At 55.5% G+C, this 24,311-nt stretch carries 23 protein-coding genes and 1 other RNA gene; 17 read left to right on the top strand and 7 right to left on the bottom strand.

Annotated elements, in window-relative coordinates:
• Window positions 1-83 precede the first annotated feature (83 nt).
• From ABLO27_RS17370 to arsH, 4 genes are all read left to right on the top strand, one after another.
• Window positions 84-620: a winged helix DNA-binding protein gene (locus tag ABLO27_RS17370; RefSeq protein WP_353034238.1), complete on the top strand. Its 537-nt coding sequence runs from the start codon at window positions 84-86 to the stop codon at window positions 618-620.
• Between the two features lie 206 nt (window positions 621-826).
• The gene (locus ABLO27_RS17365; RefSeq protein WP_353034236.1) at window positions 827-1,165 is read left to right on the top strand and encodes an ArsR/SmtB family transcription factor; all 339 of its coding nucleotides are present in this window, start codon (window positions 827-829) and stop codon (window positions 1,163-1,165) included.
• A gap of 16 nt (window positions 1,166-1,181) precedes the next feature.
• Window positions 1,182-1,595, top strand: coding sequence for an arsenate reductase (glutaredoxin) (arsC, locus tag ABLO27_RS17360; RefSeq protein WP_353034235.1), 414 nt, complete (start codon window positions 1,182-1,184; stop codon window positions 1,593-1,595).
• Window positions 1,588-2,328 (top strand): arsenical resistance protein ArsH, encoded by a 741-nt coding sequence (gene arsH, locus ABLO27_RS17355; protein WP_353034234.1) that lies wholly within the window; start codon window positions 1,588-1,590, stop codon window positions 2,326-2,328. Before arsC ends, arsH begins: the two co-directional genes overlap by 8 nt.
• Window positions 2,329-2,372: 44 nt before the next feature.
• Here arsH and ABLO27_RS17350 read toward each other — a convergent pair whose 3' ends face one another.
• The gene (locus ABLO27_RS17350) at window positions 2,373-4,544 is read right to left on the bottom strand and encodes a putative bifunctional diguanylate cyclase/phosphodiesterase (RefSeq protein WP_353034233.1); all 2,172 of its coding nucleotides are present in this window, start codon (window positions 4,542-4,544) and stop codon (window positions 2,373-2,375) included.
• A gap of 270 nt (window positions 4,545-4,814) precedes the next feature.
• Here ABLO27_RS17350 and ABLO27_RS17345 point away from each other — a divergent pair, with 270 nt between their 5' ends.
• From ABLO27_RS17345 to ABLO27_RS17335, 3 genes are all read left to right on the top strand, one after another.
• On the top strand, window positions 4,815-5,507 hold the full coding sequence (locus ABLO27_RS17345) for a molecular chaperone DjiA (RefSeq protein WP_353034231.1): 693 nt from the start codon (window positions 4,815-4,817) through the stop codon (window positions 5,505-5,507).
• Window positions 5,504-6,268, top strand: a complete 765-nt coding sequence (locus tag ABLO27_RS17340) for an N-acetylmuramoyl-L-alanine amidase (protein WP_353034229.1) — start codon at window positions 5,504-5,506, stop codon at window positions 6,266-6,268. Before ABLO27_RS17345 ends, ABLO27_RS17340 begins: the two co-directional genes overlap by 4 nt.
• A gap of 533 nt (window positions 6,269-6,801) precedes the next feature.
• On the top strand, window positions 6,802-7,368 hold the full coding sequence (locus tag ABLO27_RS17335; protein ID WP_417714811.1) for a lytic transglycosylase domain-containing protein: 567 nt from the start codon (window positions 6,802-6,804) through the stop codon (window positions 7,366-7,368).
• Window positions 7,369-7,456: 88 nt separating this feature from the next.
• On the opposite strand, the gene ABLO27_RS17330 is transcribed toward ABLO27_RS17335, so the two are convergent.
• The gene (locus ABLO27_RS17330) at window positions 7,457-8,131 is read right to left on the bottom strand and encodes a pyridoxamine 5'-phosphate oxidase family protein (protein WP_353034225.1); all 675 of its coding nucleotides are present in this window, start codon (window positions 8,129-8,131) and stop codon (window positions 7,457-7,459) included.
• Window positions 8,132-8,213: 82 nt separating this feature from the next.
• Between ABLO27_RS17330 and ABLO27_RS17325 the strand changes: the two genes are divergently transcribed.
• Window positions 8,214-9,698: a PLP-dependent aminotransferase family protein gene (locus ABLO27_RS17325; protein WP_353034224.1), complete on the top strand. Its 1,485-nt coding sequence runs from the start codon at window positions 8,214-8,216 to the stop codon at window positions 9,696-9,698.
• A 22-nt stretch (window positions 9,699-9,720) separates the two neighbouring features.
• Here the strand turns inward: ABLO27_RS17325 and ABLO27_RS17320 are convergent, their stop codons facing one another.
• Both ABLO27_RS17320 and ABLO27_RS17315 read right to left on the bottom strand, forming a co-directional pair.
• Window positions 9,721-10,371, bottom strand: a complete 651-nt coding sequence (locus ABLO27_RS17320; RefSeq protein ID WP_353034223.1) for a 3-oxoacid CoA-transferase subunit B — start codon at window positions 10,369-10,371, stop codon at window positions 9,721-9,723.
• Window positions 10,361-11,023: a CoA transferase subunit A gene (locus ABLO27_RS17315; protein ID WP_353034221.1), complete on the bottom strand. Its 663-nt coding sequence runs from the start codon at window positions 11,021-11,023 to the stop codon at window positions 10,361-10,363. Before ABLO27_RS17315 ends, ABLO27_RS17320 begins: the two co-directional genes overlap by 11 nt.
• Window positions 11,024-11,322: 299 nt before the next feature.
• Between ABLO27_RS17315 and ABLO27_RS17310 the strand changes: the two genes are divergently transcribed.
• From ABLO27_RS17310 to rnpB, 3 genes are all read left to right on the top strand, one after another.
• Window positions 11,323-11,943 (top strand): Crp/Fnr family transcriptional regulator, encoded by a 621-nt coding sequence (locus ABLO27_RS17310; protein WP_353034219.1) that lies wholly within the window; start codon window positions 11,323-11,325, stop codon window positions 11,941-11,943.
• Window positions 11,944-12,012: 69 nt separating this feature from the next.
• Window positions 12,013-12,744, top strand: coding sequence for an SDR family NAD(P)-dependent oxidoreductase (locus ABLO27_RS17305; RefSeq protein ID WP_353034218.1), 732 nt, complete (start codon window positions 12,013-12,015; stop codon window positions 12,742-12,744).
• A gap of 74 nt (window positions 12,745-12,818) precedes the next feature.
• An RNA gene (gene rnpB / locus ABLO27_RS17300) (RNase P RNA component class A) lies at window positions 12,819-13,215 on the top strand.
• A 4-nt stretch (window positions 13,216-13,219) separates the two neighbouring features.
• On the opposite strand, the gene ABLO27_RS17295 is transcribed toward rnpB, so the two are convergent.
• The gene (locus tag ABLO27_RS17295; protein ID WP_353034216.1) at window positions 13,220-14,707 is read right to left on the bottom strand and encodes a flavin-containing monooxygenase; all 1,488 of its coding nucleotides are present in this window, start codon (window positions 14,705-14,707) and stop codon (window positions 13,220-13,222) included.
• 31 nt (window positions 14,708-14,738) lie between these two features.
• Entirely contained in the window at window positions 14,739-15,185 is a 447-nt protein-coding gene (locus ABLO27_RS17290) for a cupin domain-containing protein (protein WP_353034214.1), read from the bottom strand.
• A 174-nt stretch (window positions 15,186-15,359) separates the two neighbouring features.
• On the opposite strand from ABLO27_RS17290, the gene ABLO27_RS17285 reads away from it, so the two are divergent.
• Window positions 15,360-16,355: an AraC family transcriptional regulator gene (locus ABLO27_RS17285; RefSeq protein ID WP_353034213.1), complete on the top strand. Its 996-nt coding sequence runs from the start codon at window positions 15,360-15,362 to the stop codon at window positions 16,353-16,355.
• A 225-nt stretch (window positions 16,356-16,580) separates the two neighbouring features.
• Window positions 16,581-19,574 (top strand): hypothetical protein, encoded by a 2,994-nt coding sequence (locus tag ABLO27_RS17280; RefSeq protein ID WP_353034212.1) that lies wholly within the window; start codon window positions 16,581-16,583, stop codon window positions 19,572-19,574.
• A gap of 73 nt (window positions 19,575-19,647) precedes the next feature.
• On the opposite strand, the gene ABLO27_RS17275 is transcribed toward ABLO27_RS17280, so the two are convergent.
• On the bottom strand, window positions 19,648-20,148 hold the full coding sequence (locus ABLO27_RS17275; RefSeq protein ID WP_353034211.1) for a GNAT family N-acetyltransferase: 501 nt from the start codon (window positions 20,146-20,148) through the stop codon (window positions 19,648-19,650).
• 524 nt (window positions 20,149-20,672) lie between these two features.
• On the opposite strand from ABLO27_RS17275, the gene ABLO27_RS17270 reads away from it, so the two are divergent.
• From ABLO27_RS17270 to ABLO27_RS17255, 4 genes are read left to right on the top strand one after another with little or no spacing between them, the layout of a single operon-like run.
• Complete coding sequence (locus ABLO27_RS17270) at window positions 20,673-21,140, top strand: division/cell wall cluster transcriptional repressor MraZ (RefSeq protein WP_353034209.1); 468 nt, start codon at window positions 20,673-20,675, stop codon at window positions 21,138-21,140.
• Window positions 21,137-22,177: a 16S rRNA (cytosine(1402)-N(4))-methyltransferase RsmH gene (gene rsmH / locus ABLO27_RS17265; protein WP_353034208.1), complete on the top strand. Its 1,041-nt coding sequence runs from the start codon at window positions 21,137-21,139 to the stop codon at window positions 22,175-22,177. Before ABLO27_RS17270 ends, rsmH begins: the two co-directional genes overlap by 4 nt.
• A 2-nt stretch (window positions 22,178-22,179) precedes the next feature.
• Window positions 22,180-22,536 (top strand): cell division protein FtsL, encoded by a 357-nt coding sequence (gene ftsL, locus ABLO27_RS17260; protein ID WP_352944509.1) that lies wholly within the window; start codon window positions 22,180-22,182, stop codon window positions 22,534-22,536.
• 11 nt (window positions 22,537-22,547) lie between these two features.
• A complete protein-coding gene (locus ABLO27_RS17255; protein WP_353034207.1) occupies window positions 22,548-24,260 on the top strand; it encodes a peptidoglycan D,D-transpeptidase FtsI family protein in 1,713 nt (570 codons plus the stop codon).
• Window positions 24,261-24,311 lie beyond the last annotated feature (51 nt).

The raw sequence follows: 24,311 nt of genomic DNA, 5'->3' as shown, positions 1-24,311 counted from the left end.
GAGTCAAACAGTGATTTTTGAATTGCAAATTTATCGATAAGTTATTGAGGCTTTTGTGATGACCAGATTCTCGAGGCTCAGCAATGACGGAAAAATCCAGTACGAAAAATGAAACTTCCATAGGTCCCGTCGTTTCGGCGGCCCATCTTGCTTCCGGAGCGATGCCTGCGCTGTCAGAGATCGAGTTTGCGGTCACCATGATGGTCAATGCCTACCACCGCTGGATGGTGCGGTGCATGGCGGCCAGCGGGTCAGAAGGGCTCGGCTCGTTGGATGTCCTTGTGTTGCATTCCGTCAATCACCGGGGGAGAGCAAAAACGCTTTCCGATATCTGTCTGGTGCTGAATATCGAGGATACTCACACCGTGACTTATGCTTTGAAGAAGCTGGAAAAAGCAGGGCTGATCACCTCTGGTCGAAGAGGCAAGGAGAAAACGGCCGAGATCACGGAAGCAGGCGAAACCGCGTGCATGGAGTACAAGCGTCTCCGGGAAGCCCTGCTGATCGAACCCATGAAAGCGCTCGGTCTTGATGAAAGCGAACTCTCCCGTCTTGCTGCAACCCTCAGGCTCGTTTCAGGAAATTATGATCAGGCTGCGAGAGCGGCTGCCGCAATGTGAATGCTGGAGGAGGCATCGTCTTGAGGCGCGTGCTTCTTCTTGCGGTCGAACAATCAAACGACAGCAACTCCCACGCTCATCGGGGCGATGACACCATGAAGCTTACGAGGCATGCATGGAGACGAGTGCATTTGCGATCTTGTCAAAGCTGGCACCCGGGCATTCAGTCATGTTGATTATTCCAAAATTTCTTGTAATATCGAATTATGAAAGATCAGGATGCCGTAACCGCTCTCGGAGCGCTCGCTCAGGAAGACCGGCTGGCGGCCTTTCGTCTCTTGATGACGAAAGGTCCGGACGGACTTCCTTCCGGTGCCGTTGCTGAAAAACTCGATATTCAGCCAACGCGAATGTCGTTTCATCTAACAACCCTGGAGAGAGCAGGTTTGCTGCAAACGCGCCGGGAAGGGCGGCACATACACTATGCCGTCGCCTATGACAGGATGCGGCACCTGCTGACTTTCCTGATGGAAGACTGCTGCGGAAGCAATCCTGATATCTGCTGTTTTCCTGAACAACAAACTCCCAAAGCCTCAGACAACTGACAGGACAAGGCCTCAAATGCCTATTACGATTTACCACAATCCGAAGTGTGGCACTTCCCGGAATACCCTGGAGATGATCCGAAAGTCCGGTGAAGATCCGAAGGTTATCGAATACCTCAAGACCCCTCCCAGCCGGGAAGAGCTCGTCAGCCTCATCAAACGGATGGATATTTCCGTTCGCGATCTGCTTCGTCAAAAGGGAACACCCTATGATGAACTCGGACTGGGTGAGGACAAATGGTCCGACGATCAACTCATCGATTTCATGATGGAACATCCGATTCTCATCAACAGACCCATTGTGGTTTCGGAAAAGGGGGCTCGACTGTGCCGGCCGTCCGAAAAGGTTCTGGACCTGCTTTCGTCGGACATTGGCTCCTTCACCAAGGAAGACGGCGAAGTGGTGAAGTCCGGAGCATCGGATGTCTGAACTTGATTGTGCAGGGAATGGTCTGCGTAACGTCTGCCCGACCGATCTGATGGCAATATCGCGCGAGCGGTTGTTCGAAAAGGATGAGTTGTCTCATCCCCCTCGAGTTCTTCTCCTGTACGGTTCCTTGCGCGAGCGTTCCTATAGCCGCTTTCTGGTTCTTGAGGCGGAGCGATTGCTGAACGCTTTCGGAGCGGAAACCAGAGTTTTCGATCCATCTGGGCTACCGTTGCCGGATGATGCTGGAACGGACCATCCCAAGGTCGCGGAACTTCGCGACCTGTGCGCCTGGTCTGAGGCACAGGTCTGGTGCTCCCCGGAACGTCATGGTGCCATGACAGGAGTGATGAAGTCACAGATTGACTGGATCCCTCTGAGCACCGGAGCCATACGACCGACCCAGGGCAAAACCCTGGCGTTGTTGCAGGTGTCCGGCGGGTCGCAATCATTCAATGCGGTCAATCAGATGCGTGTTCTCGGACGTTGGATGCGGATGGTTACAATCCCCAATCAGTCCTCTGTACCCAAAGCCTATCAGGAGTTTGATGAGGACGGCAGAATGCATCCGTCACCGCTCTATGATCGCGTGGTGGATGTCATTGAGGAACTGATGAAATTCACTTTGCTGGTGCGGGGGCGCTCGGACTATCTGGTGGATCGGTACTCAGAGCGAAAAGCGGCACGGGAGAAACGGTCTGCTGCCGAAAAGGCTGCCGTTGGCATTGCCCGCTAAGGAGCGTAACACGAGACCTGTTGCCCGAGTAAACGGTGTCACTCTCAGTCCGAGGACCCGTTCTTGATCGCCTTTGCCGAAGGCACGGAAGGCGCGCTGACCAAGGTTGCATATTGGGCAAGCTTCGGGGCCAACGTGATTTTGGGTGAATTGCGTCCGTGTTTGCGCTCTTGCGGAAACCAGTAGCCACCCGATGTATTGTGAGGGAAAACCGGGTAGTTTGCTTCATGTCGGGCAACGCTATCCGGCTTTCCAAACATGTAACCCTGCACCAGGTCGCAGCCCGCGGCGCTCAGAAGAATAGCCTGTTCCTCGGTTTCGACACCCTCTGCCGTGATCTGTACATCGAGCGAGCGCCCCAGTCCGACGATCGACGTCACAATTGCGTCCGTGCTGGCATCCTTGCCCAGGTTCTGAATGAAGGCCTTGTCGATCTTGATCTTGTCGAATGGAAAAAGGCTGAGGTAACTCAGTGAGGAATATCCGGTGCCAAAATCGTCCATGGCAATCGAAACGCCCATGCTATGGATTTGTCGAAGAGTTTCGATGACGGCATCGGTGTTTGAAATCAGAAGGCTTTCCGTGATTTCAATCTCCAGACGTTTCGGGTCGAGGTGAGAGTTCTGAAGCGCCTGTGCGACCCTGTTTTGCGTTTCACCGGCCACGAATTGCGCAGGGGACACATTCACTGCAACCTTGCGGCTTTTGTCTTCCCACATCGCTGCTTCGAGGCACGCATGGTTCAGCACCCAGTTGCCAATTTCCTCGATCAGCCCGGTGTCTTCTGCCACGGGGATGAAGATATCCGGTCTGATTGTCCCTTTGTCTGGATGATCCCAGCGGATCAGAGCTTCGTAGCCTCGCATGGAGCCATCGCGAAGAGCGTATTGTGGCTGATAGACAAGCTTGAACTGATCAAATTTCAGGGCCTTGATCAGTCCATTTTCCACTTCCTTCCGCTTTTGAGCGTCCGCATCCAGATTGGGGGTGTACCAGGCGAAAGTGGACCGCCCGCTGTGCTTGGCTCTGTACAGCGCCAGGTCCGCACAATGGAGGAGGCGGGAAGAACGCCAGGATCCGTCTGTTGCGCGGGCAAGGCCGATAGACAACGAGATTTTGATGTCCTTGCCTTCTATGAGGCAGGGGGCCTTCGTTGCAGCGATCATGTCGGTGGCAAGGCGCGTCATCCGGGCGGGATCGGAAACAGTCGTCAACAGAACAGCAAATTCGTCGCCTGAAAGACGTGCAACCAGATGATTGCCAAAAACGGCCTTCAGACGTTCGCCGACGATCTGAAGAAACACGTCGCCGATGCCGTGTCCGTGCGTGTCATTGATTTCCTTGAACTTGTCGACATCAATCAGCATGACACCGATGTTCGAGGCCTTTGCCTGGGCCAGCCGGAGAGCTTCGGTAAGACGGGCGTTGAATACGGCCCGGTTGGGCAATCCTGTGAGTGCGTCATGATGGGCAAGAAACTGTATGTTCCGGTTGGTTTTGACCTGGTCATGAAACCGCATCCACAAAAGTATGGCTGCAAAACAAATCGAGATCAGGCACAGGCCACCGATCGCGGCACTGATCGTCCAGATCAAGGGGGACAGGCTGGCCAGAAGTTGTGACTGGTTGGCCAGAACCAGAATTCCCGGAAGTGTGGTGTCTCCCTTGCCGGGACTGTAGGCAAGAACCGCGTTTCTGCCGAAACTTCCCTGCCAGTTCATGTCAGGAAACGCCGCAAACGTATCGTTGGCTGCCAGCGCTTTAAGCGCGTTCGCAAGAGTGTTCCGAGATTCGAGATAACCTTTTTGGAACCAGCTGGTTGCCGCTGTTTCCGGCGAGAGGAAGCGATATGTACCATCGGGTGCAGCAAGGATCACCGTGGCATCCAGAACGGGCGAAGATCCGATGCCCTCCTGAAGGGCACCTTTAAAATCCCTCAGCATTTCAGAGGCGATTTCCGACCGATCTTGCTCGGGCTTTGACAATCGCAATCCGGACAGCTCCGGGCGAGAAGGAGATTGTTGTTCCTGTACCAAAGCCTGAAGCAGTTCCTGCGCACTTTGTTCAAAGGGCTGAAAAGCGTTCTCCAGCCCGCGCACGAGAAGCCAGTGTGTGAGCAGTCGATTGCTTGCATAAACACCAAGCGCCAGTGTCAGGACCAGCGACATGGAGATGAAAAAAATAACAACGTTGCTTTTTGCAAGCGGAGCTGCCATCCGGCGAAACACCAATTAGAGGTACGTGTTTTTACAAATTACGAGCAATTCCTTTCGCCATCATGAATCATGGCATAGTCGTGACGGGAAAAAGCTCTTTATTTACGAGTATTTAGCTCAAATTCTAGCTAAGGTTATATAGACGCTGCGTAAAGTATCGATGTCTGGCCAAAGCTGCCGTCTGTCGATAAGAGTGGGACATGCAATTGATTCATCTGGCACTTATGGAGCCGGTTGTCTCAAGTACCCAGTCCCTGTGGGAGTTTATTGGTGAACGTCTGGAGCAGCATAGGCAGCATTGTTAGTGCGATTGGATCAGGCGGCGCACAGGTCGTTGACCGCCTTGTCCAGCTTGTCCTGGCGCGCCCGGAAGGAACCAACACCGTCGGCTTCACCGTCGCAATGATCGCATTGTCGGCAAAAATGGCAAAGGCGGACGGTGTTGTGACCACCGACGAGATCCTGGCTTTCAGAGAACTTTTCGATGTGCCGCCGCGAGAGGAGCGCAACGTTGCGCGACTGTTCAATCTGGCACAGGAAGATGTCGCTGGTTTTGAAGTCTACGCCAAGAAGCTCGCCGATCTGTTTCCATATGACCACAAGACTTTGCTGGACATTCTTGACGGTCTGTTCCACATCGCGAAAGCGGATGGCGTTGTTCACGAAAGCGAGGTTACCTACCTTGCCCGAGTGGCAGAACTATTCGGCCTGACAGATCGGGAGTTTTCGAAAGTGCTGGCCCGGCATGTACGGGAAAATGGCAACCCTTACGAGGTGCTAGGCCTCGGCCCGGAAGCCAGCGACCAGGAGCTGAAGGCTCACTATCGACGTGAAGTGCAGGAGACACACCCCGATCGCCTGATTGCCAGAGGCGTTCCGGAAGAATTCGTCCGCATCGCAAATGACCGGCTTGCAGCCCTCAACGACGCCTGGGCGAAAATCTGCATGGAACGAGGCATATGAGCGTCGCAACCGATACAAGCGTAAAAGCGAGAGTTCATCCTTCCCCGAACCACGGGGAACGCGCCGACGGCGCACGTATCGATACCGTCGTCCTCCATTACACTGGCATGCAGACGGCCGAGGCGGCGTTGCAGCGCCTTTGTGATCCACGTGCCGAGGTTTCAGCGCATTACCTTGTTTATGAAGAAGGAACGATCTTGCAATGCGTTCCCGAAGCAAGGCGAGCCTGGCACGCGGGGCGAAGCTCTTGGAAAGGGGAGACAGATATCAACTCCCGCTCTATCGGAGTTGAGATCGTCAATCCGGGACACGAATTTGGGTACCGGCCATTTCCTGAGGACCAGATTGAAGCGGTTATCGCGCTTGTCAGCGACATATGCCGCCGCCATGGCATCGCCGCCTGGAGAGTTCTCGGTCATTCGGACATTGCCCCGGACCGCAAGGAAGACCCGGGCGAGTTGTTTCCCTGGGACAGGCTGTCTGACGCCGGGATCGGATTGTATGTCGATCCGTTTCCAATCGGCACCGGTCTCTTCATGCAGGAAGGGGACCGGGGACAGCCGGTAGAAGCCGTTCAGTCCATGCTTGGCTTGTATGGTTATGAAGTGAACATCTCCGGTGTGTTTGACGAGGGGACCCGGAACGCCGTAACGGCATTTCAACGTCATTTTCGTCCAGAGAAAGTCGACGGCATTGTCGATCAGTCGACAATCGAGACGCTGAACGCACTCCTTCGAAAACTACCTTCTCTGTCGGAATAAAACCTGATGATCGCTTCAGCAGGATTGCAATTGTTCTGGAAGCGCTCGCAAGGGTAAGTGAAAACTGATCTGCAGTGCCCTTCTTTGCATTACCAAAAATTCAGGTCGGTCACAGACTTTCCATGGAAAGCCGAAAATTTGCCTGATTGAAGACTTTTTTCAGTCATAAACTACAGAAACTGCCGAATTTTGATACCGATTCACGGTAAAATTCTGAAATATATTGAAATAATTCGTGAATGGTTGGCGCCAAATTTTGTCCCATAGCTCCGGCATTTCTCCGCCCCAGATTTCAACTGCAACGAAACAATAAAGGGCTGGACTGAATGTTACGGTCATCCGTGAAACTTACTGGAGCGCTGTGTCTTTTCGCTTATGCAACCACAGTCATGACACCGGCTGCGTTGGCCGTAGGTTCTGGATCTGATCCGATCCTGCATGTCATTGAATCGGACAAGAAGAATGAAAAGGGCACAGAGGCTGCCGCTGCCAAGGAAACAGTAGGGTCCGGATCTGCTCCCGTCCTGCATATTCTGGACACCGACAAAAAAGAAACGAAAAAGGAAGCCAAGTCCTCTGGCTCCAAAAAGAAGACTGCCGCAAAGGCTAAATCGAAGTCGACAGCCAAAGCAAAGTCGACCACCAAGCCGAAGTCCAAGTCGGTTGCAAAGGCCAAGCCGAAGACAACCAAAACGACTGCCAAGGCAAAGAGCTCACCTGCGAGTAAGCAGGACTATGCCAAGCTGATCCGCAAAGCGGCCGCAAAACACGGCGTCCCGGTCAAGATCGCCAAGGCGGTTGTCGAAGTCGAAAGCAACTTCAACCCAAGTGCACGAGGTCGTGCCGGAGAAGTGGGCCTCATGCAGATCAAGCCGGCGACCGCTCGCGGCATCGGCTACCGTGGTTCCACCAAGGGACTCTACGATCCGGAAACAAACCTGGAGTGGGGCATGAAATATCTCGCCGGCGCCCACAAGCGCGCTGGTGGCGATCTGTGCGGAACGATCCTGCGCTACAATGCCGGTCACTACGCAAAGCGCATGAACCCGATCAGTCGTCGCTACTGCACCAAGGTCAAGCGTATTCTCGCTTCGAGCTAAGGCTCGATTCAGGGCGGTCATGTCGTGGCCAGGAAGAACCCCGCTGAGGTTTCAGCGGGGTTTTTTTCTCGTGTATGCGTGTCGTCCTTCAGGCAAACTTCTTGCTTGCAGCGGGCACGGATGCCGGAACAGCAGTGTTCTCCGGAACATCGGCTGCGGTAAACGGTTGGCCGAGGGCTGTGACAACCGGTACCACTCCAGCCCAGATTTCCGATCCGAGATCGGCTTCATCGTCAACCGGACCACCGGTTCGAACCTTGGTGCTGGCATGTTCGATTTCAAGCATCAGAACACCGGTCGCCTTATGCTCTTTCGGCAGCATTTCCCTGCATTCGTCCCAGCGTCCGGGTAACAAGTGGTCGGTGATCGCGGCAAGGGCATCGACCTCTTCTTTCGGGTTGGTTACCAAACGCGCCGTGCCGTGGACGATCGCACAACGATAGTTCATCGAATGGTGAAAGGCGGAACGCGCCACAACGATGCCGTCAACCAGTGTCACGGTCAGGCTGGCGGGCACTCCGTCCTTGTTGTTCTTGATGATCCGCGTGGAGCTTGCCCCATGGATGTAGAGCTTGTTGCCGATACGCGCATAGGCCATCGGAATCACCATGGGACGTCCCTCATGCACAAAGCCGCAATGAGCGACCAGTCCGGCGTCCAGAATCTCGTGAACGAGTGACTGGTCGTAGCTGCCGCGATTCATCTGCCTGATTTTGGCGTATTTGGGCAAATCGGCCGCCTGCCGCTTTTCTAGAGAGGACATTGCTGTCTCCTGATTGTTTTGATCTTGTTTGGTGATTATTTGCTCGATAAATTGGATCTGTAAAAGGTCCGGTTTTTAGAAAATGAAAGAACCAGTTTTTCCCGAAGGCATACTTTCCCTGAACCGAAGCAGTGACGTGTCGCTCGCCGAACAGATCTACCGTGGTTTTCGAGAGGCTGTCCGCAAAGGGTTGCTTTCCTCCGGTACGCGGCTTCCGTCAACCCGCCGGTTGGCGACGATGCTCGGTGTTGGCAGAAACACGGTAAACACCGCCTATGACCTGCTGCAGGCCGAGGGTATCGTCTCGATAAGGACCGGCGCAGTGCCCCGGATCATGGAAGGATTGCCACTGGAGGGGGCTAACTTCGAAAAAGTCAAACTGGTGGAGGGGCCGGGTCTTTCGACACGGGGCATGGCGATGTCATGCAATCTGCGCGGTGACGGTTGGGCTTTTCGGCACGGAGCGTTGCAACCCGGAGCGCCGGCGCTGGGTTGCTTTCCATACGAAGATTGGGCCCGTTGCATGCGCCGGGCTGCACGATTGGAGCGAAGCCCGGATCTTCAGTATCAGAACTACACCGGCCTGCCTTCATTGAAACGGCAACTGTCACTTCATCTTGCTGCCGAACGAGGCGTTCGGGCAGAGCCTGATCAGATCCTGATAACCAGTTCCATGCAGGCGAGCTTGTCTCTTCTGTCACTGGTGCTTGCAGACCGGGGGGATGTGGCCTGGCTGGAAGACCCGGGCTATCTGGGGGCAAAGACCGCCTTCCACACGGCGGGTATGGAGATCCGTCCGCTTGCCGTGGATGAGCATGGTGCGAACGCTGCGGCCATGGACGTGTCGGACCATTCTCCGAAACTGATTTATGTAACGCCTTCCCATCAATATCCGCTTGGGGTGCGCATGCCTCTGACACGGAGGTTGGCGCTTCTGGATACTGCCGGGACCAGTGGGGCAACGATCCTGGAAGATGACTACGACAGCGAGTTTCTTTTTTCAGGGCGTCCGGTTGCCGCGCTGTACGGCCTGGCGGACGAGGGGAGGGTGATCTACCTCGGCACGTTTTCAAAGAGCCTGATGCCGGGCCTGCGCATTGCCTATTGCGTTGTGCCCTCGAAACTGATCGACCCGCTGACGCAGTTCATGCGCAACATGGGCTGTGCAGCAAATGTTCAGGCCCAGGCGGCCCTTGCCCAGTTCATGGATGGGGGCAGCTATCAGAAACATCTTAAACAGATCCGCCAGATCTATGAAGAGCGTGGGGCACTGCTCGTTGAGACGTTGCGGCAAAGATTGGGAAACCGGGTGCAGGTCGACATTCCGACCGGCAACGTTCAAGTGACGATGGTTCTCAGGGAACTGATCGATGACGTTGCATTGGCTAAACAGATGCAGGAACACGGGTTTGCCGTGTCGCCTCTCAGCAATTGCTATCTCGGCGAAAACAGCAAGTCGGGACTGATCATTGGTTTTGCCGATGCCACTCCTGTGCAGATTGCCCAAGGGGTCGAGACGTTGAGCAATCTGTTAAAGGAAGCTGGGCACGAGACAGCCAGCCCTTGAGTGAAGTCTGCTCCGCAGGCCTTTAAAGGCGCATTCGGGGAACCTCTCCTCGAATGATCAGGTTGGCTTCGGTGGCTGAAATGACGTCGTCAATCGTCACGTCAGGCCCGATTTCGCGCAACAGCAGTCCGTCGTCGATTGGTTCAATCACCGCCATTTCAGTCACGATCAGGCTGACTCTGCGCTGTGCAGTGAGTGGCAATTCGCATTCGCGCAGGATTTTCGGTTTGCCCTTGGCTGTATGAACCATGGCCACGATAACGTGCTTGGCGCCCGCGACAAGATCCATGGCACCTCCCATTCCGGGAACCATCTTGCCAGGGATCATCCAGTTGGCGAGGTAGCCGCGTTCGTCGACTTGAAGACCGCCAAGCACCGTCATGTCCAGGTGCCCACCGCGAATAAGGCCGAAGCTCATGGCGCTGTCGATGGAGGCTGCACCCGGCACGGCCGTGATGAAACCACCACCTGCATCGGTCAGATCCGGATCTTCCATGCCTTCTGGCGGGCGAGCTCCCAGGCCAATGACGCCGTTTTCAGCCTGGAAGAAGACGTGTACTTCCTTGGGCAGATAATTGGCGACCATAGAGGGCAGGCCGATGCCGAGATTGACCAGCGTGCTCGGTTCGATTTCCTGGGCTACGCGTCGTGCAATGATTTCCTTAGCTTCCATCGGGCTGCCTCTCCAGAAGATGATCCACCAGGATCCCAGGCGTCTTCACGCTGTCGGGCGAAATGACGCCAACGGGCACGATTGAATGCGGTTCGGCTATTACGGTCTTTCCGGCAAGTGCCATGACCGGATTGAAGTTGTGCGCGGTCAGGGAGTATTCCAAGTTTCCGACGTAGTCGGCGCGATAAGATGCAATCAGTGCAAAGTCGCCGTGAATTGGCGTTTCCAGTAGAAAGTCCTGGCCGTCAACGGTGATCCGCTCCTTACCGTCTTCAATCAGAGTCCCGATACCCGTTGGGGTCAGGATGCCGCCGAGCCCCACGCCGGCAGCTCTGATGCGTTCCACCAGGGTTCCCTGGGGCACGAGGTCAACTTCGATCTCACCGGAGATCATCTTCTGCTGTGTTTCCGGATTGAGGCCGATATGAGAGGCAACGACTTTCGAGATGCAGTCCGCGGAAATCAGCTTGCCGATACCGCGGTCCGGCATCGCGGTGTCATTCGCAACGACGGTCAGATTTCGAGTCCCCTTGGCGACAATCGCATCAATGATGCGTTGGGGTGTTCCAACCCCCATGAACCCGCCGATGAGAAGTGTTGCGCCGTCGGGAATAAGCTCCGCAGCTTCTTCCGCCTTGATCGCCTGTTTCATGAGCGCCTCCCCCGAATCTCATGCTTCGTGGATGACGATAATGCGTTATCGGCTTCAAGGAAAATGAAGTTTGTGCGATGCGGCGATTGCCAGCAAAGGTGGAATGCCTCGAGCGCGGATGATCGTCTCTCAGGTTCCAGACTTTTTCCTGGATCAGCGACTGTGCCAAGCCGGGAAGCCTGGATTGGCGGCGCGGTCAGGCATCAACTTGCTGAGGTGCCTTCGGTCCGGATAGGTTCGCAAAATCTGCCGGAAAGGATTATCCGGGAGCGAAACTTCAAACCGGCGGCGAGGCGAGTGTGTTCGACTGTGATCCTGAGGAAAAGAGCCAGACACTGTTGGCGTTCTGCAATCGGCTTCAGGAGTTGAGCGGCGGCGAAGGGCTCGATATGCGGCCCGTTCTTGACCAAGCTCGGGTGAGGCGTGCTGGCCCGGGCGAAATTCTCTTCGCTGCGGGAGACAGGTTGGAGGATCTTTATTTCATCGGTTCCGGTTTGGTGCGCTACTTTTACCTGACGCCGGATGGACGGGAGTTCAACAAGAACTTTGTCTCGAACGGAGGCGTCGTGACCTGTCTTTCATCCTTTCTTGAAGCCGAACCATCTCCTTTCTTTACCCAAAGCCTGGAAGAGACTGTGCTTGTCTGCCTGCCAATGGACCTGGTTCGAAAACTGAGGGCCGATGGCTTCCGGTGGGAGCGTATCATCAACCGGTTTATTGTCAGTCTGGCACTGCAGAAGGAACGGAGAGAAGCGTCCTTTTTGCTTGATGACGCAGCCCACCGCTATGAGGCGTTTTTGAAGGAATTTGCCGAGGTAACTCCGCGCCTGCCGCAGTACCATATTGCCTCTTATCTCGGCATCACGCCGGTTGCGCTTTCCAGAATTCGCAGCAGACGCGCTGGGCGAGACGCTTCTTAACCCGGGTTAATGCAAGTCTCTGCTCCTGTCCTGATGATGCCTTCAAATTCAGTTTAGGAGGTACATTGGATGCAGGATAAGAAGACAATCGTTCTGACGGGCGGTGCGATCGGTCTTGGGCGGGAACTCACGCGGCTGTTCTGCGGGCAGGGACATCGGCTTATTATCTGTGGGCGAACAAAAAGCGCGCTCGATGAGGTTCGGGAATGCCACCCGGATGTTGTCACGGTCTGTGCTGATCTTGCTTCACCGGAAGGGCGGCGGCGATTTCTGAATGAGGTTCACGAGCTGGAGCAGCCGGTTGATCTTCTTGTTCACAATGCAGCACTTCAGTTCGCCTATGAATTTGCCAATGCCTGCACTCCGGTCGAGCGTATTGAAACGGAGTTGCTGGTCAACCTGATGGCGCCGATTGAACTGACCGTTGAGCTTTTGCCCTTGCTCAGGCAAGCCGCTGAAGCCCGTGTGGTCGTGATCTCGTCAGCGCTTGCACGGGTCCCGAAGAAATCGGCTCCTGTCTATTGCGCTTCGAAAGCCGGTCTCTCCAATTTTGCCAGAGCCCTTCGATATCAGCTGGAAGACACGACGGTCGGTGTTACTGAAGTTGTTCCCGATCTCATCGTGACGCGTATGGCTGCAGGCCGGGGAGACAAGGCCTTGTCGGCGTTTGAAGCGGCTCAGAAAATCGCTGCCGGTCTTGAAAAGCATCAGGATGAAATCCGGTTGGGGCGTGTTCCTCTTCTTTTTGCTTTGCACCGGGTTGTGCCCGGTCTCGCATATCGAATTCTGAAAGCGGCATAAGAACCTATGGAAACAGGAGCTTGAGGACCACAGTCGCTTGACCTCAAGAGCAAAGCCTCTTAAGTCCGCTAGCGCCAGTCGGCTGGACAGCCGCTGCCGCAAGTGCCGAAAGGCCGCGGGGGAGGAAAGTCCGGGCTCCTTGGAAACACGGTGCCGGGTAACACCCGGCGAGGGCGACCTTAGGGAAAGTGCCACAGAAAGCAAACCGCCCCAGCTTGCTGGGGTAAGGGTGAAAGGGTGGGGTAAAAGCCCACCGCGCTGCTGGTAACAGCGGCGGCACGGTAAACCCCACCGGGAGCAAGACCGAATAGGGACAGCGCGGGCAAGGAGCAATCCTGGTCCAGGCCGGTTTCCGGGCCAGCTGTCCGGGTTGGTTGCGTGAGGCGTCTGGCAACAGGCGCCCCAGATGAATGGCTGTCACGTCCGTGCAAGCGGGCCATACAGAACCCGGCTTACAGGCCGACTGGCTTTTTCCCTATCCCGCCGCGTATTGGGGCGTACTGGCGAGGAATTCTCCGAATGCATCTGCGTTGGGATAAGAAAACTGTTCCGCCAGCGGGTTGGAGCGTTTTTGCTTCTTCGCCCCCATGTCGGAAAGCAGCTCGTCAAAATGCCGGAAATGGAACGGCGCTGAACACAAGCCGCCATAGACCTTGGCTGCTGGACGTTCCTTTCGACGCCACTCCAGCATTGTGTCGATGTTTGCGCGCATCTCCTTGTCACTTGGCTGATTGGCCAGTTGTCCGTCTGCGTAACGGACCAGCCAGTTGGCGATCATTTCAGCGGACAAGATGGTGCAGAAGCTGGAGTTGAAGCCGACAAATCCCATGTCCGGCAGATCGGGGTTCACTGCCAGACGATAGACACGATATTGACCATCGGATTCGATCAGCTTGTCGAGATATTCCTGCGCCAGATACGGCACGCCCAGTTTCCAGCCGACCGCCAGAATGGAAAGATCGCATGGAACGCGCTCACCGGTCGTCAGCACCGCGTGACCGTTATCGTAGTGATCGATCGTTCCCCTGATCGGTTTGATGGAGCCGTTTTCAAAGCCTTCGAAAAGCCCGGGCGTCACAATCGGCAACGAACATGAAGCATCTTTTTCGATTGGGACATCAGGCACCATGTCCCACTTCTTCAACTTGAGCTGAAACTTGAGCAACGTCTCAAGGCCGCGGAAGTTGGCCCAGATCAACGGTTTGAAAGCAGCTTGGGCAAGCTTTGCCAGCGGCGAGGGATTCCAGCCGTTGAATTGCTGTTCCTGCGCGCGCATGTAGAGCAGACGCTTGAAGTTGATGCCGCCGACAAAGTAAGGCACTCGCCAGACCGGCTCCCGGTAGACAAGCGTTACGGATTTGGCACCATTCTTTGCAGCATTGACGACGATATCGGTTGCCGATTTGGAGCCACCCAGGACAAGGATATTCTTGCCTTTTGCGGTCGTGCTGTCGGTGTATTCGGAACTGTGCATGACGGCACCGCCGGCTGCTTCGAACTCTTCTTGCCCGGGATGGGAGATGATGTTCTTATCCGAAAACTGGCCCGTGCAGATCGCAACAAAGTCAAAGTCCTGGGCCCAACTCTTGCCGGCTGCCTCCAGTTTCAAGGTCCAGCCTGGTTTGCCATCCGACCTGCGGTCCATTGAAACCACATTCGTGTTCAGCTGAAACAGCCGCGCCAGTTTGTGCTTTGCAGCGTATGCGTGAAGGTAGGCATGAACCTGAGGCCCCTTCGGCCATTCCGGATAATCGTCCGGCATAGGCAGGTCGGTATATCTGTAAAGGTCCTTTGGCGATTGGGTCTGTACATCCGGATAGGATCGGGAAAGCTCCCAAACGCCGCCGAAATCATGGCTTCTTTCAAATCCAAAGACACGATGGCCACGCTCGTCGAAGGCTTTCGCCGCCGCAAGACCGCTCACGCCGCCGCCGATTACGGCGACAGTCTTCCGTTTCGTCATAGTCCTGTTTCCTCCTTAATGAACCGCTCGATCAGGCCTGATCGGGAGGCGGGAGGAAATCGACTTCATGGAGTGCGGACAGCCTGACCAGTTCAGCCGGATCGGTCACGCCGTCCAGTGCGCCGAAGAGGTCGAACAGCTTGCGCGCGGGAGCAACCCCGAAGACACAGGTGGCGGTCTTTCCGGAGCGGTTGAAAATGCCATGCGCTTCACCCATCGGCATACGGACTGTGTCACCCGCCTTCGCTTTGTGGACCTGACCTCCCATTTCCACTTCGAGTTCTCCTTCCAGCATAACGATCCACTCGTCCTGTGTCGGGTGAATGTGTGGCGGCACGAACGTTTCAGCCGGGACGACTGCGTGCCAGATGAAGGCGTTGGTGCTGTGGACCTTGGGTGTGTAGGTGTGGCCGACAACATTCCAGCTGACGTTGTCGAGACCTGCCTGTGCCGTGGTTATGCCGGCTCCGTTTTGCATTGCTTTCCCCTCCTCATGGATCGCGTTGATTGCGTTTATGAGGAAAAAGGCTAAGCCGGACCGGACGAATTGTTTTATCCAGAAAGCGAAATTTATTGGCCAAGTGCAGTAAAATGACGCATTCCGAGACCGTTGCGGCTTGATTGCATATTACTTGGACGGCATCCTTCCTGGATGGTGGTTCACGCAGCAAGCAGATCTCCTCTCAATCAGTTCAGTCGCTTCGAAACGGCCGATGTTGACGAAGCGAGGGAGATCGTTGCGCGGCATTTCTGCAGCCACCGGCTGGAGCGCATGTCCTCAAGTGACCGGTTCGATGCGCGTCAGAACAGGGTTGATGGCTGCCGCGTTTCGCTCAACTACATCCGATACGGTGCTGATGTAACCATTGACCCGGGAGAGCTTTCCGAATTTTTCCTGGTCCAGATCCCGATTGTAGGCTCCGCTCAGATCGAGAACGGGTGCCGGTCTGTCTTTTCAACGCCGAAGATGGGCGCGATCCTGAATCCGGATCGTCACACCTCCATGCGCTGGCATGCAGGCTGTGAACAGATGCTGTTGCAGATTGAACAATCCTACATGCAGGAGATTGCCGCCAGAATGGCTGGCCGGCCGATTGGAAAGGTTCGATTCAGGCCGGATTTCAATCTGGAAAAATCCGAAGGTGAAGGCTGGACGCAGGCGCTGAGAGGGGTCTTCCGCGCGGCTGAAGAGGGCAGTTCCTTCAGGACCCTCGACCAGCGGCAACAGTATCTTGAAGAAGGTCTGGTTATGTCGCTTTTGAACAGTCAACCGAACACGATCTCGCCGATGCTTGAACGATGCGATGGTGGGGCTGCTCCTGCCATCCTGAAGCGCGCCTTATCGCTGATACATGAGCGGCTCGACGAAGACATAGGCCTGTTCGAGATTTGTGGCCATGCGGGAACGACCCCACGCAATCTTCAGCTTGTCTTCAAGAAGGAACTCGGATGCAGTCCGATCCAGTATCTCCAGAGCGCCAGAATGAAGTTTGCCAGGCACCTGTTGCTGTCGGACGCCGGCAATCATTCAATTGCGGAAATAGCAGACAGATCCGGTCACCGGCATTTTGGCAGGTTCTCCGTTGCCTACAAGAAGCAATTCGGGGAAACACCACGGGACACGATGCGCCACCGCATATTCGGTTAAAATCCGGATGGTCCCTTGTCATTTTTTACGAATATTTTCACTCGACGCGGGAAGAAATTTATATTTCGAGTGTTTTGTATAAGTGTGTTGCATGTGAAGTAGAAATTTTGATTAAAATGTGTTTCCTGCCACAATATTGTCTCTAATATTTAACTTTCCTTCCATTTTGCAGTCGTTGTTCCTTCCTAGCCTTGAGTGATTCTGTTCAAGTTAGGTGGGATAATCATGACAGGAACATTTGAAGACTTTTTGGGAGCGCTTCTGGCCTTTGAATCCGGCTGGGATCGCGAGCGTTACGATGCGGGCATTATTCAGGACTGGCAGCTTGACCAATGGGCGGGTGGTTCGGTTGAAGACCACTTTCCGAGTTACTCCAGCTGGTCGGAGTTGAGCGACACCGAGTGGGAGGCCATGGCCTATCGGTCAATGAACTCCCTTGGCTTCGTCGGATTTCAGTTCGGTGAGGCTCTTCTCATTGACCTCGGCTACTACGACGATGACGTCTTTTACGGAAATGGGGCGTCGACTAACACCTGGGACGGCACATGGACCGGTAAGAACGGCGTAAACTCGCTGGAAGAGTTCATGACCAAGGAGGCCCAGACCGTCGCGATCCAGGAGGCGTTCGGATACAATCTTCAGGTTCTGGAAACGCAACTCGCAGGCAGCGGGAAGTCGCTCAGCGACTTTATTGGTCAGGAAGCAAGTTATGTTCAAAATGGACAGACCGTCACGGTTGAGCTGACGCTGACCGGGATCCTTGCCGCCGCCCATTTGCGCGGTGCCTGGGGCACGGCTTCGCTGCTTCAAAGTGGAGCCGTCAGTACGGATGAATATGGTACCTCGATCCTTCAGTACATTGATCAGTTTGGAGGTTATGATTCTCCGTCAATTGCGGAAATGATCGGCTATTTTGAAGATCGTCTGACTGGAGATGAAGGGCTGGGGACACCCGGCGGGGACACACCTGATCCGGGTGGCACGCCTGGGCCTGATGATGGCAACGGGACTGCCGGTGTCGACGAAACGACCGCGGACGTTGCGATCACCTGGGCCTGGGGGGAAGACGACGTCGTAGAAGGTTTTGATCCGGCTACTGATACGATATTCATTGACTGGATTGGAGCAGCGGACCTTGAAGTCACACAAACGGCTGCAGGCGTGGTGTTCGCAGTTCCGTCCAACAGCCAGACAACGACGCTGGCCGGTGTTCAGCTCGCCGATCTCGGCAAAGCGAATTTCACCATTCTGGATGCGGGGGCAGCTGCAGAGGTTTTTGCCCTGATCGGTGACGGGGCGACAGTTCCTGACGAGCCTGATACTCCCGAAGAGCCGGATACGCCTGACGAACCCGACACGCCCGATGAACCGGATACACCCGGCGTCCCGGATACTCCGGTGCCGCAACCCAACCCTGACAGTTGGCACGGGACTGCCGGGGTCTCTGCTGCAACCGCAACAGTCGTGATCACATGGGCCTGGGGAACAACCCGTTCCTTCGCCGACTTTGATCCGCAAAATGACACGATATTCGTCGACTGGTTTGGACCGGAAGCGATTGATGTTTCTGAAGTGGACGGATCTGTTGTCTTTACCATGGCATCGAACAACCAGACCGTTACTTTGGAAAGTGTTTCACTGGACGATCTTTCGGCAGCAAATTTCACCATCATGAATGCTGACACCGGGCAGGAAATTCTGTCGCAGGTCGGTTCTTCCGATGATGGCGGAACCGATCCCGTGGAGCCGGAGGATCCGGGGACACCGGTCGGGTCGCAAATGATCATGATCTATCCGGACAGTCCGTCTCGTGTGGTGGACGACTTCAATCCGGCAACGGATATGGTGCATCTGGAAGATGGCCTGACTGCTGATCGTCTGGAAATTTCCGACACTTCAGGGGGGCTTACCATCACTGTGACGGCGTCTTCCGGAGAAGTGATCAGCGAGACGGTATTGACCGGGATTTCCTTGGGCGATCTCACGATGCACAACTTCATGGTCGCTGAAGAAAGTGCCTTGAACGAGGTCGCCGGTCTTCTCGGGCAAACTGTTGTGACACCGGGGACGGATGGCTTTGATGTCGTCTATGATACGGATGGGTCAAACCCGCCTGTACCGGCAGGTGCAAGCGACAGGGGGGGAGTGGTCTGGTCCGCAGATTTCGGCGTCGATGACATTGTGGGTTTCAATCCGGCAACTGACGAAATCGACTTCGGCAATGCTTCCGTTCATGGCCTCATTCTGACGATGACACCCGATGGTGAGCCGATTATCGACAATCCATGGGGCCCTGACATGCTGATCCTGCAAGGCGTGGAAGTGTCGGAATTGTCGATCGAGAATTTCGGCATCGTCGGCAACGAGCATCTGCGGCAGGATCTTGGCGGTATTCTGTCCTGGGAGACCGGGATCGGGCCACGCGACGCCGATACGGTGTATATCCGTTCGCATGAATACGGTCAGAGCCAGATCATCGACGACTTTGACCCGGCGACGCAGAAAATAAGCTTCCTCTATTTCGGAACGCGCGAGCGGCTGAGTGTCGAGGACACTTCAGAGGGGCTGGTGATCAGTTCTCTGCCAAGCGGGCAGAGCTTCACGTTTACGGGTGTCAGCAAGTCAGATCTTGTTCCCGGCAACCTGGAGTTCCATCATGATCAGGTCATGGAGGACAATCTGGAAGTACCCTTCGGTTTCGACCAGGAAGATGTGTCGCTCGTTTCAAGGGTCGGACTTCTGACGCCGGAGGCACCGTCAGGCGAAACCACCGACGGATATCAGGTTCGCGACGGCCTTGGGGTGCTGCCGGGTACCGATCCCGATCAGCCGGTAACTCCCGAAGACCCGGGAACGCCGGACACGCCCGGGATCCCGCTGGATGGAACCGAAGACATCGTTCTGCAGGCAGGAGCGGACACGGTTGAAGTCAGATGGGACTGGGGTCGGATGTTCGCCATTCAGAACTTCGACCCGTCGGAAGACATTCTGGATTTTGGCAGCCTTTCCGTGTCGGACGTTCTCATCGAGGAAGTCGGTGCCGATCTACTGATCACGGTGCAGGACAACGGCGGACATGGATATCTGTTCGAAAACCTGCAGGCGGAAGATCTGTCGATTTCCAATCTGATGGCCGCTGACTGGAACACCGTTATCATGGATAACGGGGGCATCGCCGAACAGTTGCAGGCTCTGGGGAATGCCGATCTTCTGCTCTAAGTCGGGCAGTGATTTCAACTTGGTTCGTACGGCGCCGCGCATCTGCGCGGCGTCTGTTTTTGTGACAAGGCAATCAAGTCATGCCCGGGTAGCTAAAACTCAGGAAGTTCATTTTGTGGCCCTGATAGTCTGCTGTCTGGCTGCTGAACTCGTTTCCGGTCAACTTCGAAATGGTCGCTTTCCAGAAAGACTGAGCCGGAAGATTTTGCGGAAGGATGCGGACCTGCCACTCTCCGGGATGTTTTTGCAGGCAGAGTTCAAATGCTCTTTGCCCGAGACCTTTGCGGGCATGTTTTCTGAGAACAAAGAACTGTCCCATGTCCAACACGGATTTGTCGTACGGGTACTTTCTGACGAGAGCAAAGCCGGCAATGTCGTTTTCATGCAGAATGAAATACGGAAAGTGCTGAGCTTCGCGGAAATACGCTTCTATGATTTCCTGATCAAACTCGTACTTGCCGTCGCCGGCAACGCCTAACTTCGTAAACTCGGACATGTCGTGCAGGTAGAGCTGAAACATGTTCGTCACGCAGTTTCTGTCAGTTGAACTCATCGGCTTCAGGTCTACGGACACTGCTGATACTTCCTTCGGGCTGCATATAGTCGGTATAGGTGAATAACGGGGTTTTTGATCACTTCATGCTCCTGCAATTGCAAATGACGGGTTTGTCCGCTTCGCGGCAGTTCAATCCGTTTCAATAGGTTTCGTTCTCCACAAGTCTTTCAAACTAGGCAATATTTGCCGGTTTATGGGGCGTTGAAATCCAAAACCTCCGTAAACCTGCGAATCCGATTCTTCTTTTCTGTCAAGGCTTCATTAAGCATGATTCAAATAAGGTGGTTTGACGGTGTCGTGTGCGATCAAATCGAGTCGGAATCCATGTGGTTCCATTGACCGCCCATGATTTCCCATGGTATCCCATAAGAACCCAGGAAGGGGAGTGCGGGCCCATTTTCAGTAGGGCTTAGGACATCGCTTTAACGGCTCGGAAAGAGTCAATTTTTGCATTTTGCATGTCCTTGGCAGGTAGCTGGCCGTTTCTTCTCATGGGTGATTTAGGGGATTTCAGCGGGGTAGGACCCGCTTCGAGGGGATTTATGTCCGGCTTTGTTTCTCACTTTACCAACCGGCTGGACGCCAAGGGTCGCGTGTCGATCCCGGCGCCTTTCCGAGCGGTATTGGCGAGAGACGGATTTGAGGGCCTCTATTGCATCACCTCATCCCACTGCGAGGCAGTCGATGCTGGTGGCAATGAACTGCTTGCCGAGATAAACAAGCGCTCAGAGGCCTTTGCCAAACTCTCACCGGATCACGATGCCCTGGCAATCGCCTTGTTCGGCGCAAGCGAGAATCCGAAAATCGATGGTGATGGCCGGATGGTCATTTCCGATATGATCCGTGACCACACCGGTATCACCGACCAGGTCACTTTCGTTGGCATGAACTACAAGTTCCAGATCTGGGAGCCGGAAAAGTTCCGCGAGTACCGCGCAGAGGCCCAAAGGCGCGCGCTCGCGATGCTGTCGGGGCAAGTCCCCGTACCTTCACAAGGAGAGCCGGCATGATGGCGCATAGCGGCAGAGATGCTGATTCTGACGCTGGCGGACCTGAGCGTCATGTGCCGGTTCTCCTTAATGAGGTTCTGGAATGGCTCGATCCGCAAGAAGGTGAGGTGGTCATTGACGGCACCTTTGGTGCTGGTGGCTACTCCCGTGCGATCCTGGAACGTGGTGCAAGGGTTGTCGGTATCGATCGGGATCCAGACGCGATTGCTGGTGGTCAGGAGTTGGTCAACCAGTCTGCAGGGCAGTTGATCCTGGTGCCGGGACAGTTTGCCGGCTTGGAGGTGCATGCAAAGGCGCAGGGTTTTGACGGCGTTGATGGTGTTGTGCTTGATCTCGGTGTTTCCTCAATGCAGCTCGATGAGGCTGATCGCGGGTTCTCGTTCCTGCGCGATGGGCCGCTGGACATGCGAATGGAACAGGCGGGGCCGTCGGCTGCCGATGTCGTAAACGAGCTGCCCGTCAAAGACTTGATCCGCATCATTGGTCTGCTCGGTGAAGAGAAGCGAGCGACAACTGTTGCGCATGCGATCGATAAAGCGCGGAAGGAAAACCCCTTCAGTCGCACGCTCGAACTGGCAAACCTGATCGAGAAGGTGCTTGGCCGATCTCCCAAGAAAGCGCAGATCCATCCGGCAACCCGGACCTTCCAGGCTTTGAGAATTTATGTGAATGGCGAACTTCACCAGGCGGCTGAGGCGCTGGGCGCGGCAGAGCGTATCTTGAAGCCGGGAGGCCGGCTTGTGCTGGTAAGTTTTCATTCCCTGGAAGATCGGATCGTGAAGCGGTTCTTTCAGGACCGGACGCGGACCCGGGGCGGAGGGTCCAGGCATATGCCGGAGGAAGAAGTGCCGCCGGCGACATTTGAATTGCTGATGCGCAAGGCAGTTGAGGCGGCTGCTGAAGAGACGGATCAAAATCCGCGTGCCCGTTCGGCAAAGCTCAGGGCGGGGCGGCGCACTGAGGCACCGCCGCGAGAGCTGGACGTACATGCGGCGGGCGTGCCGCGTCTGGCGGAATTTCATGGGTTAGGGGGCTGACAATGGTTCGAACGCTGAACATCCTGTTCATACTGGCGGTCGTGATCGGCGCAGCGACTGTCTACGACATGAAGCTGGCGGCAACGAAATCGGCGGAAAAGGTGGCCGAGCTCAAGCGTCAGATTGATGAGGAGCGGAATACGATCCGGCATCTGAAGGCTGAATGGAGCCTTCTGAACAAGCCAGACCGTCTGCAGGCTCTGGTCGAGCGCTACAACGAATATCTTCAACTGGACTCGCTGGATGTGAAGCAGATCGTGACCCCGGAAGATCTTCCGGCCCGTCCGGTCATGCTGGAACCAATTGGCGGCTCCAACCAGATGGGCGGTTATGCCGGCTCATCGGCAGTGATCCGGTGAGGGGCTGAACGATGACGATGGTAAGCGAACCGGCAAGTTTTCTTCAGGTAAGGCGTGCGCAGCCCAGGGCGGCGCGAGGGTCTGTTTCATCGAGCGCGGTCAAATCGCGTGTTTACGTGGCGATGCTTGCCTTCGCATGCGTATATGTCGCAATCGCGGGCCGTCTCGTCCTGTTGGCCCAGATGGAGGAGGCGCCTTCCAGCGCCTGGATCTCCGCGCAGGATTCCATTTCCGCTTCCAGACCGGACCTGATTGACCGGAACGGTGAAATCCTGGCGACCGATATCAAGACAGCATCGCTGTACGCCGAGCCGCGTCGCATTATCGACGTGGAGGAAGCTGTCGAAGGGCTGACCCGGGTCCTGCCGGAGCTGGACGAGAAACTGGTGCGCCGTCGCCTTGAAAGCGGAGCTGGTTTCGTCTGGCTGAAGCGGGAAATGACGCCTCAAAAAGCCGCCCAGGTTCACAATCTAGGCCTTCCGGGCGTTGGGTTCCTTTCTGAAAATCAACGTTTTTATCCCGGTGGCCCAACAGCAGGGCACATTGTCGGCTCGGTGAATGTCGACAACCAGGGACTTACCGGGATCGAGAAATACATCGACAACGAGTGGCTTGCGGACCTTCAGTCGCTTGGCTTCGCATCTGACCGCACGATGGAGCCAGTTCGGCTTTCGGTTGACTTGCGTGTCCAGCATGTCGTGCGCGATGAGCTGGTCAAGGCCATGGAGCGCTACCGGGCAATTGCGGCAGCGGGCATCGTGCTGGACGCCAAGACGGGCGAAGTGGTCGCCATGTCGTCCCTGCCTGACTACGACCCCAATGACCGTTCACAGGCTCTTCAGAAGGATCGTCTGAACCGTGCAACGGGCGGGGTCTTTGAAATGGGTTCGGTCTTCAAGGCATTCACGACCGCAATGGCGCTTGATTCTGGAACGGTTTCCATCAACGACAGTTTCGATGCCACGCGTCCGATCCGTGCCGCAGGTCGTACAATATCGGATTTCCACGGGAAAAACCGCATCCTGTCCGTACCGGAAATCTTCATTTATTCGTCCAATATCGGCACCGCGAAGATGATGCTGGCGACGGGTGTCGCACGCCAGAAAGAGTTCCTGGAAAGGTTGCATCTGACCAAGCGGCTGAACACCGAGCTGCCTGAAAACGCAAAACCGCTGCTGCCGCGCAAGTGGAGCGATCTTGCGGCCATGACGATTTCCTTTGGCCATGGCCTTTCCGTCACGCCGATGCAGACAGCCGTCGCGGCGGCTGCCGTCGTCAATGGCGGAACTCTGCTTCCGCCGACCTTCCTGCCGCGTAGTCCGGAAGATGTCCAAGCCCTTGGCAAACAGGTTATTTCGCCCGAAGTCAGCCGGATGATGCGCTACCTGTTCCGCCTCAATGTGCTTTCCGGTTCCGGACGCCGTTCCGATGTTCCAGGTTATACGGTTGGCGGAAAAACCGGGACGGCGGAAAAGATCGAGAACGGGCGTTACGTCAACAACAAACGCCGAAATTCGTTCCTGTCGGCCTTCCCGATGGATGATCCGCGTTACGTGGTTCTGGTTGTTATCGATGAGCCGAAGCCGGAACGCGAAGGCATTGGCGCGACCGCCGGTCTCAACGCAGCGCCGACTGCAGGTGCGATCATACGTCGGTCCGCTCCAATGCTCGGTGTGATGCCACGCTTCGGTAAGGGGGATGAACCAATCGAGATTTCCTATTAAGGAGACAAGCAGGAAGCTTTGAACACCGGCGGGGTCGCAGCCGAAATCCGG

The sequence above is a fragment of the Roseibium sp. SCP15 genome, from assembly GCF_040329435.1.
Lineage (GTDB): Bacteria > Pseudomonadota > Alphaproteobacteria > Rhizobiales > Stappiaceae > Roseibium.
Note: the sequence above shows the minus strand (reverse complement) of the source record. Positions and strands in the feature narration are given on the sequence as shown.

What these genes read in the sequence shown, in the direction of transcription:
- arsC (WP_353034235.1), top strand. Translation starts at nt 1,182, where the DNA reads ATGCCTATTACGATTTACCACAATCCGAAGTGTGGCACTTCCCGGAAT.
- ABLO27_RS17305 (WP_353034218.1), top strand. Translation starts at nt 12,013, where the DNA reads ATGCAGGATAAGAAGACAATCGTTCTGACGGGCGGTGCGATCGGTCTT.
- ABLO27_RS17325 (WP_353034224.1), top strand. Translation starts at nt 8,214, where the DNA reads ATGAAAGAACCAGTTTTTCCCGAAGGCATACTTTCCCTGAACCGAAGC.
- ABLO27_RS17370 (WP_353034238.1), top strand. Translation starts at nt 84, where the DNA reads ATGACGGAAAAATCCAGTACGAAAAATGAAACTTCCATAGGTCCCGTC.
- ABLO27_RS17350 (WP_353034233.1), bottom strand. Translation starts at nt 4,544, where the DNA reads ATGGCAGCTCCGCTTGCAAAAAGCAACGTTGTTATTTTTTTCATCTCC.
- ABLO27_RS17295 (WP_353034216.1), bottom strand. Translation starts at nt 14,707, where the DNA reads ATGACGAAACGGAAGACTGTCGCCGTAATCGGCGGCGGCGTGAGCGGT.
- ABLO27_RS17255 (WP_353034207.1), top strand. Translation starts at nt 22,548, where the DNA reads ATGACGATGGTAAGCGAACCGGCAAGTTTTCTTCAGGTAAGGCGTGCG.
- ABLO27_RS17290 (WP_353034214.1), bottom strand. Translation starts at nt 15,185, where the DNA reads ATGCAAAACGGAGCCGGCATAACCACGGCACAGGCAGGTCTCGACAAC.
- ABLO27_RS17340 (WP_353034229.1), top strand. Translation starts at nt 5,504, where the DNA reads ATGAGCGTCGCAACCGATACAAGCGTAAAAGCGAGAGTTCATCCTTCC.
- ftsL (WP_352944509.1), top strand. Translation starts at nt 22,180, where the DNA reads ATGGTTCGAACGCTGAACATCCTGTTCATACTGGCGGTCGTGATCGGC.
- ABLO27_RS17270 (WP_353034209.1), top strand. Translation starts at nt 20,673, where the DNA reads ATGTCCGGCTTTGTTTCTCACTTTACCAACCGGCTGGACGCCAAGGGT.
- ABLO27_RS17315 (WP_353034221.1), bottom strand. Translation starts at nt 11,023, where the DNA reads ATGAAACAGGCGATCAAGGCGGAAGAAGCTGCGGAGCTTATTCCCGAC.
- ABLO27_RS17330 (WP_353034225.1), bottom strand. Translation starts at nt 8,131, where the DNA reads ATGTCCTCTCTAGAAAAGCGGCAGGCGGCCGATTTGCCCAAATACGCC.
- ABLO27_RS17320 (WP_353034223.1), bottom strand. Translation starts at nt 10,371, where the DNA reads ATGGAAGCTAAGGAAATCATTGCACGACGCGTAGCCCAGGAAATCGAA.
- rsmH (WP_353034208.1), top strand. Translation starts at nt 21,137, where the DNA reads ATGATGGCGCATAGCGGCAGAGATGCTGATTCTGACGCTGGCGGACCT.
- arsH (WP_353034234.1), top strand. Translation starts at nt 1,588, where the DNA reads ATGTCTGAACTTGATTGTGCAGGGAATGGTCTGCGTAACGTCTGCCCG.
- ABLO27_RS17280 (WP_353034212.1), top strand. Translation starts at nt 16,581, where the DNA reads ATGACAGGAACATTTGAAGACTTTTTGGGAGCGCTTCTGGCCTTTGAA.
- ABLO27_RS17285 (WP_353034213.1), top strand. Translation starts at nt 15,360, where the DNA reads ATGGTGGTTCACGCAGCAAGCAGATCTCCTCTCAATCAGTTCAGTCGC.
- ABLO27_RS17365 (WP_353034236.1), top strand. Translation starts at nt 827, where the DNA reads ATGAAAGATCAGGATGCCGTAACCGCTCTCGGAGCGCTCGCTCAGGAA.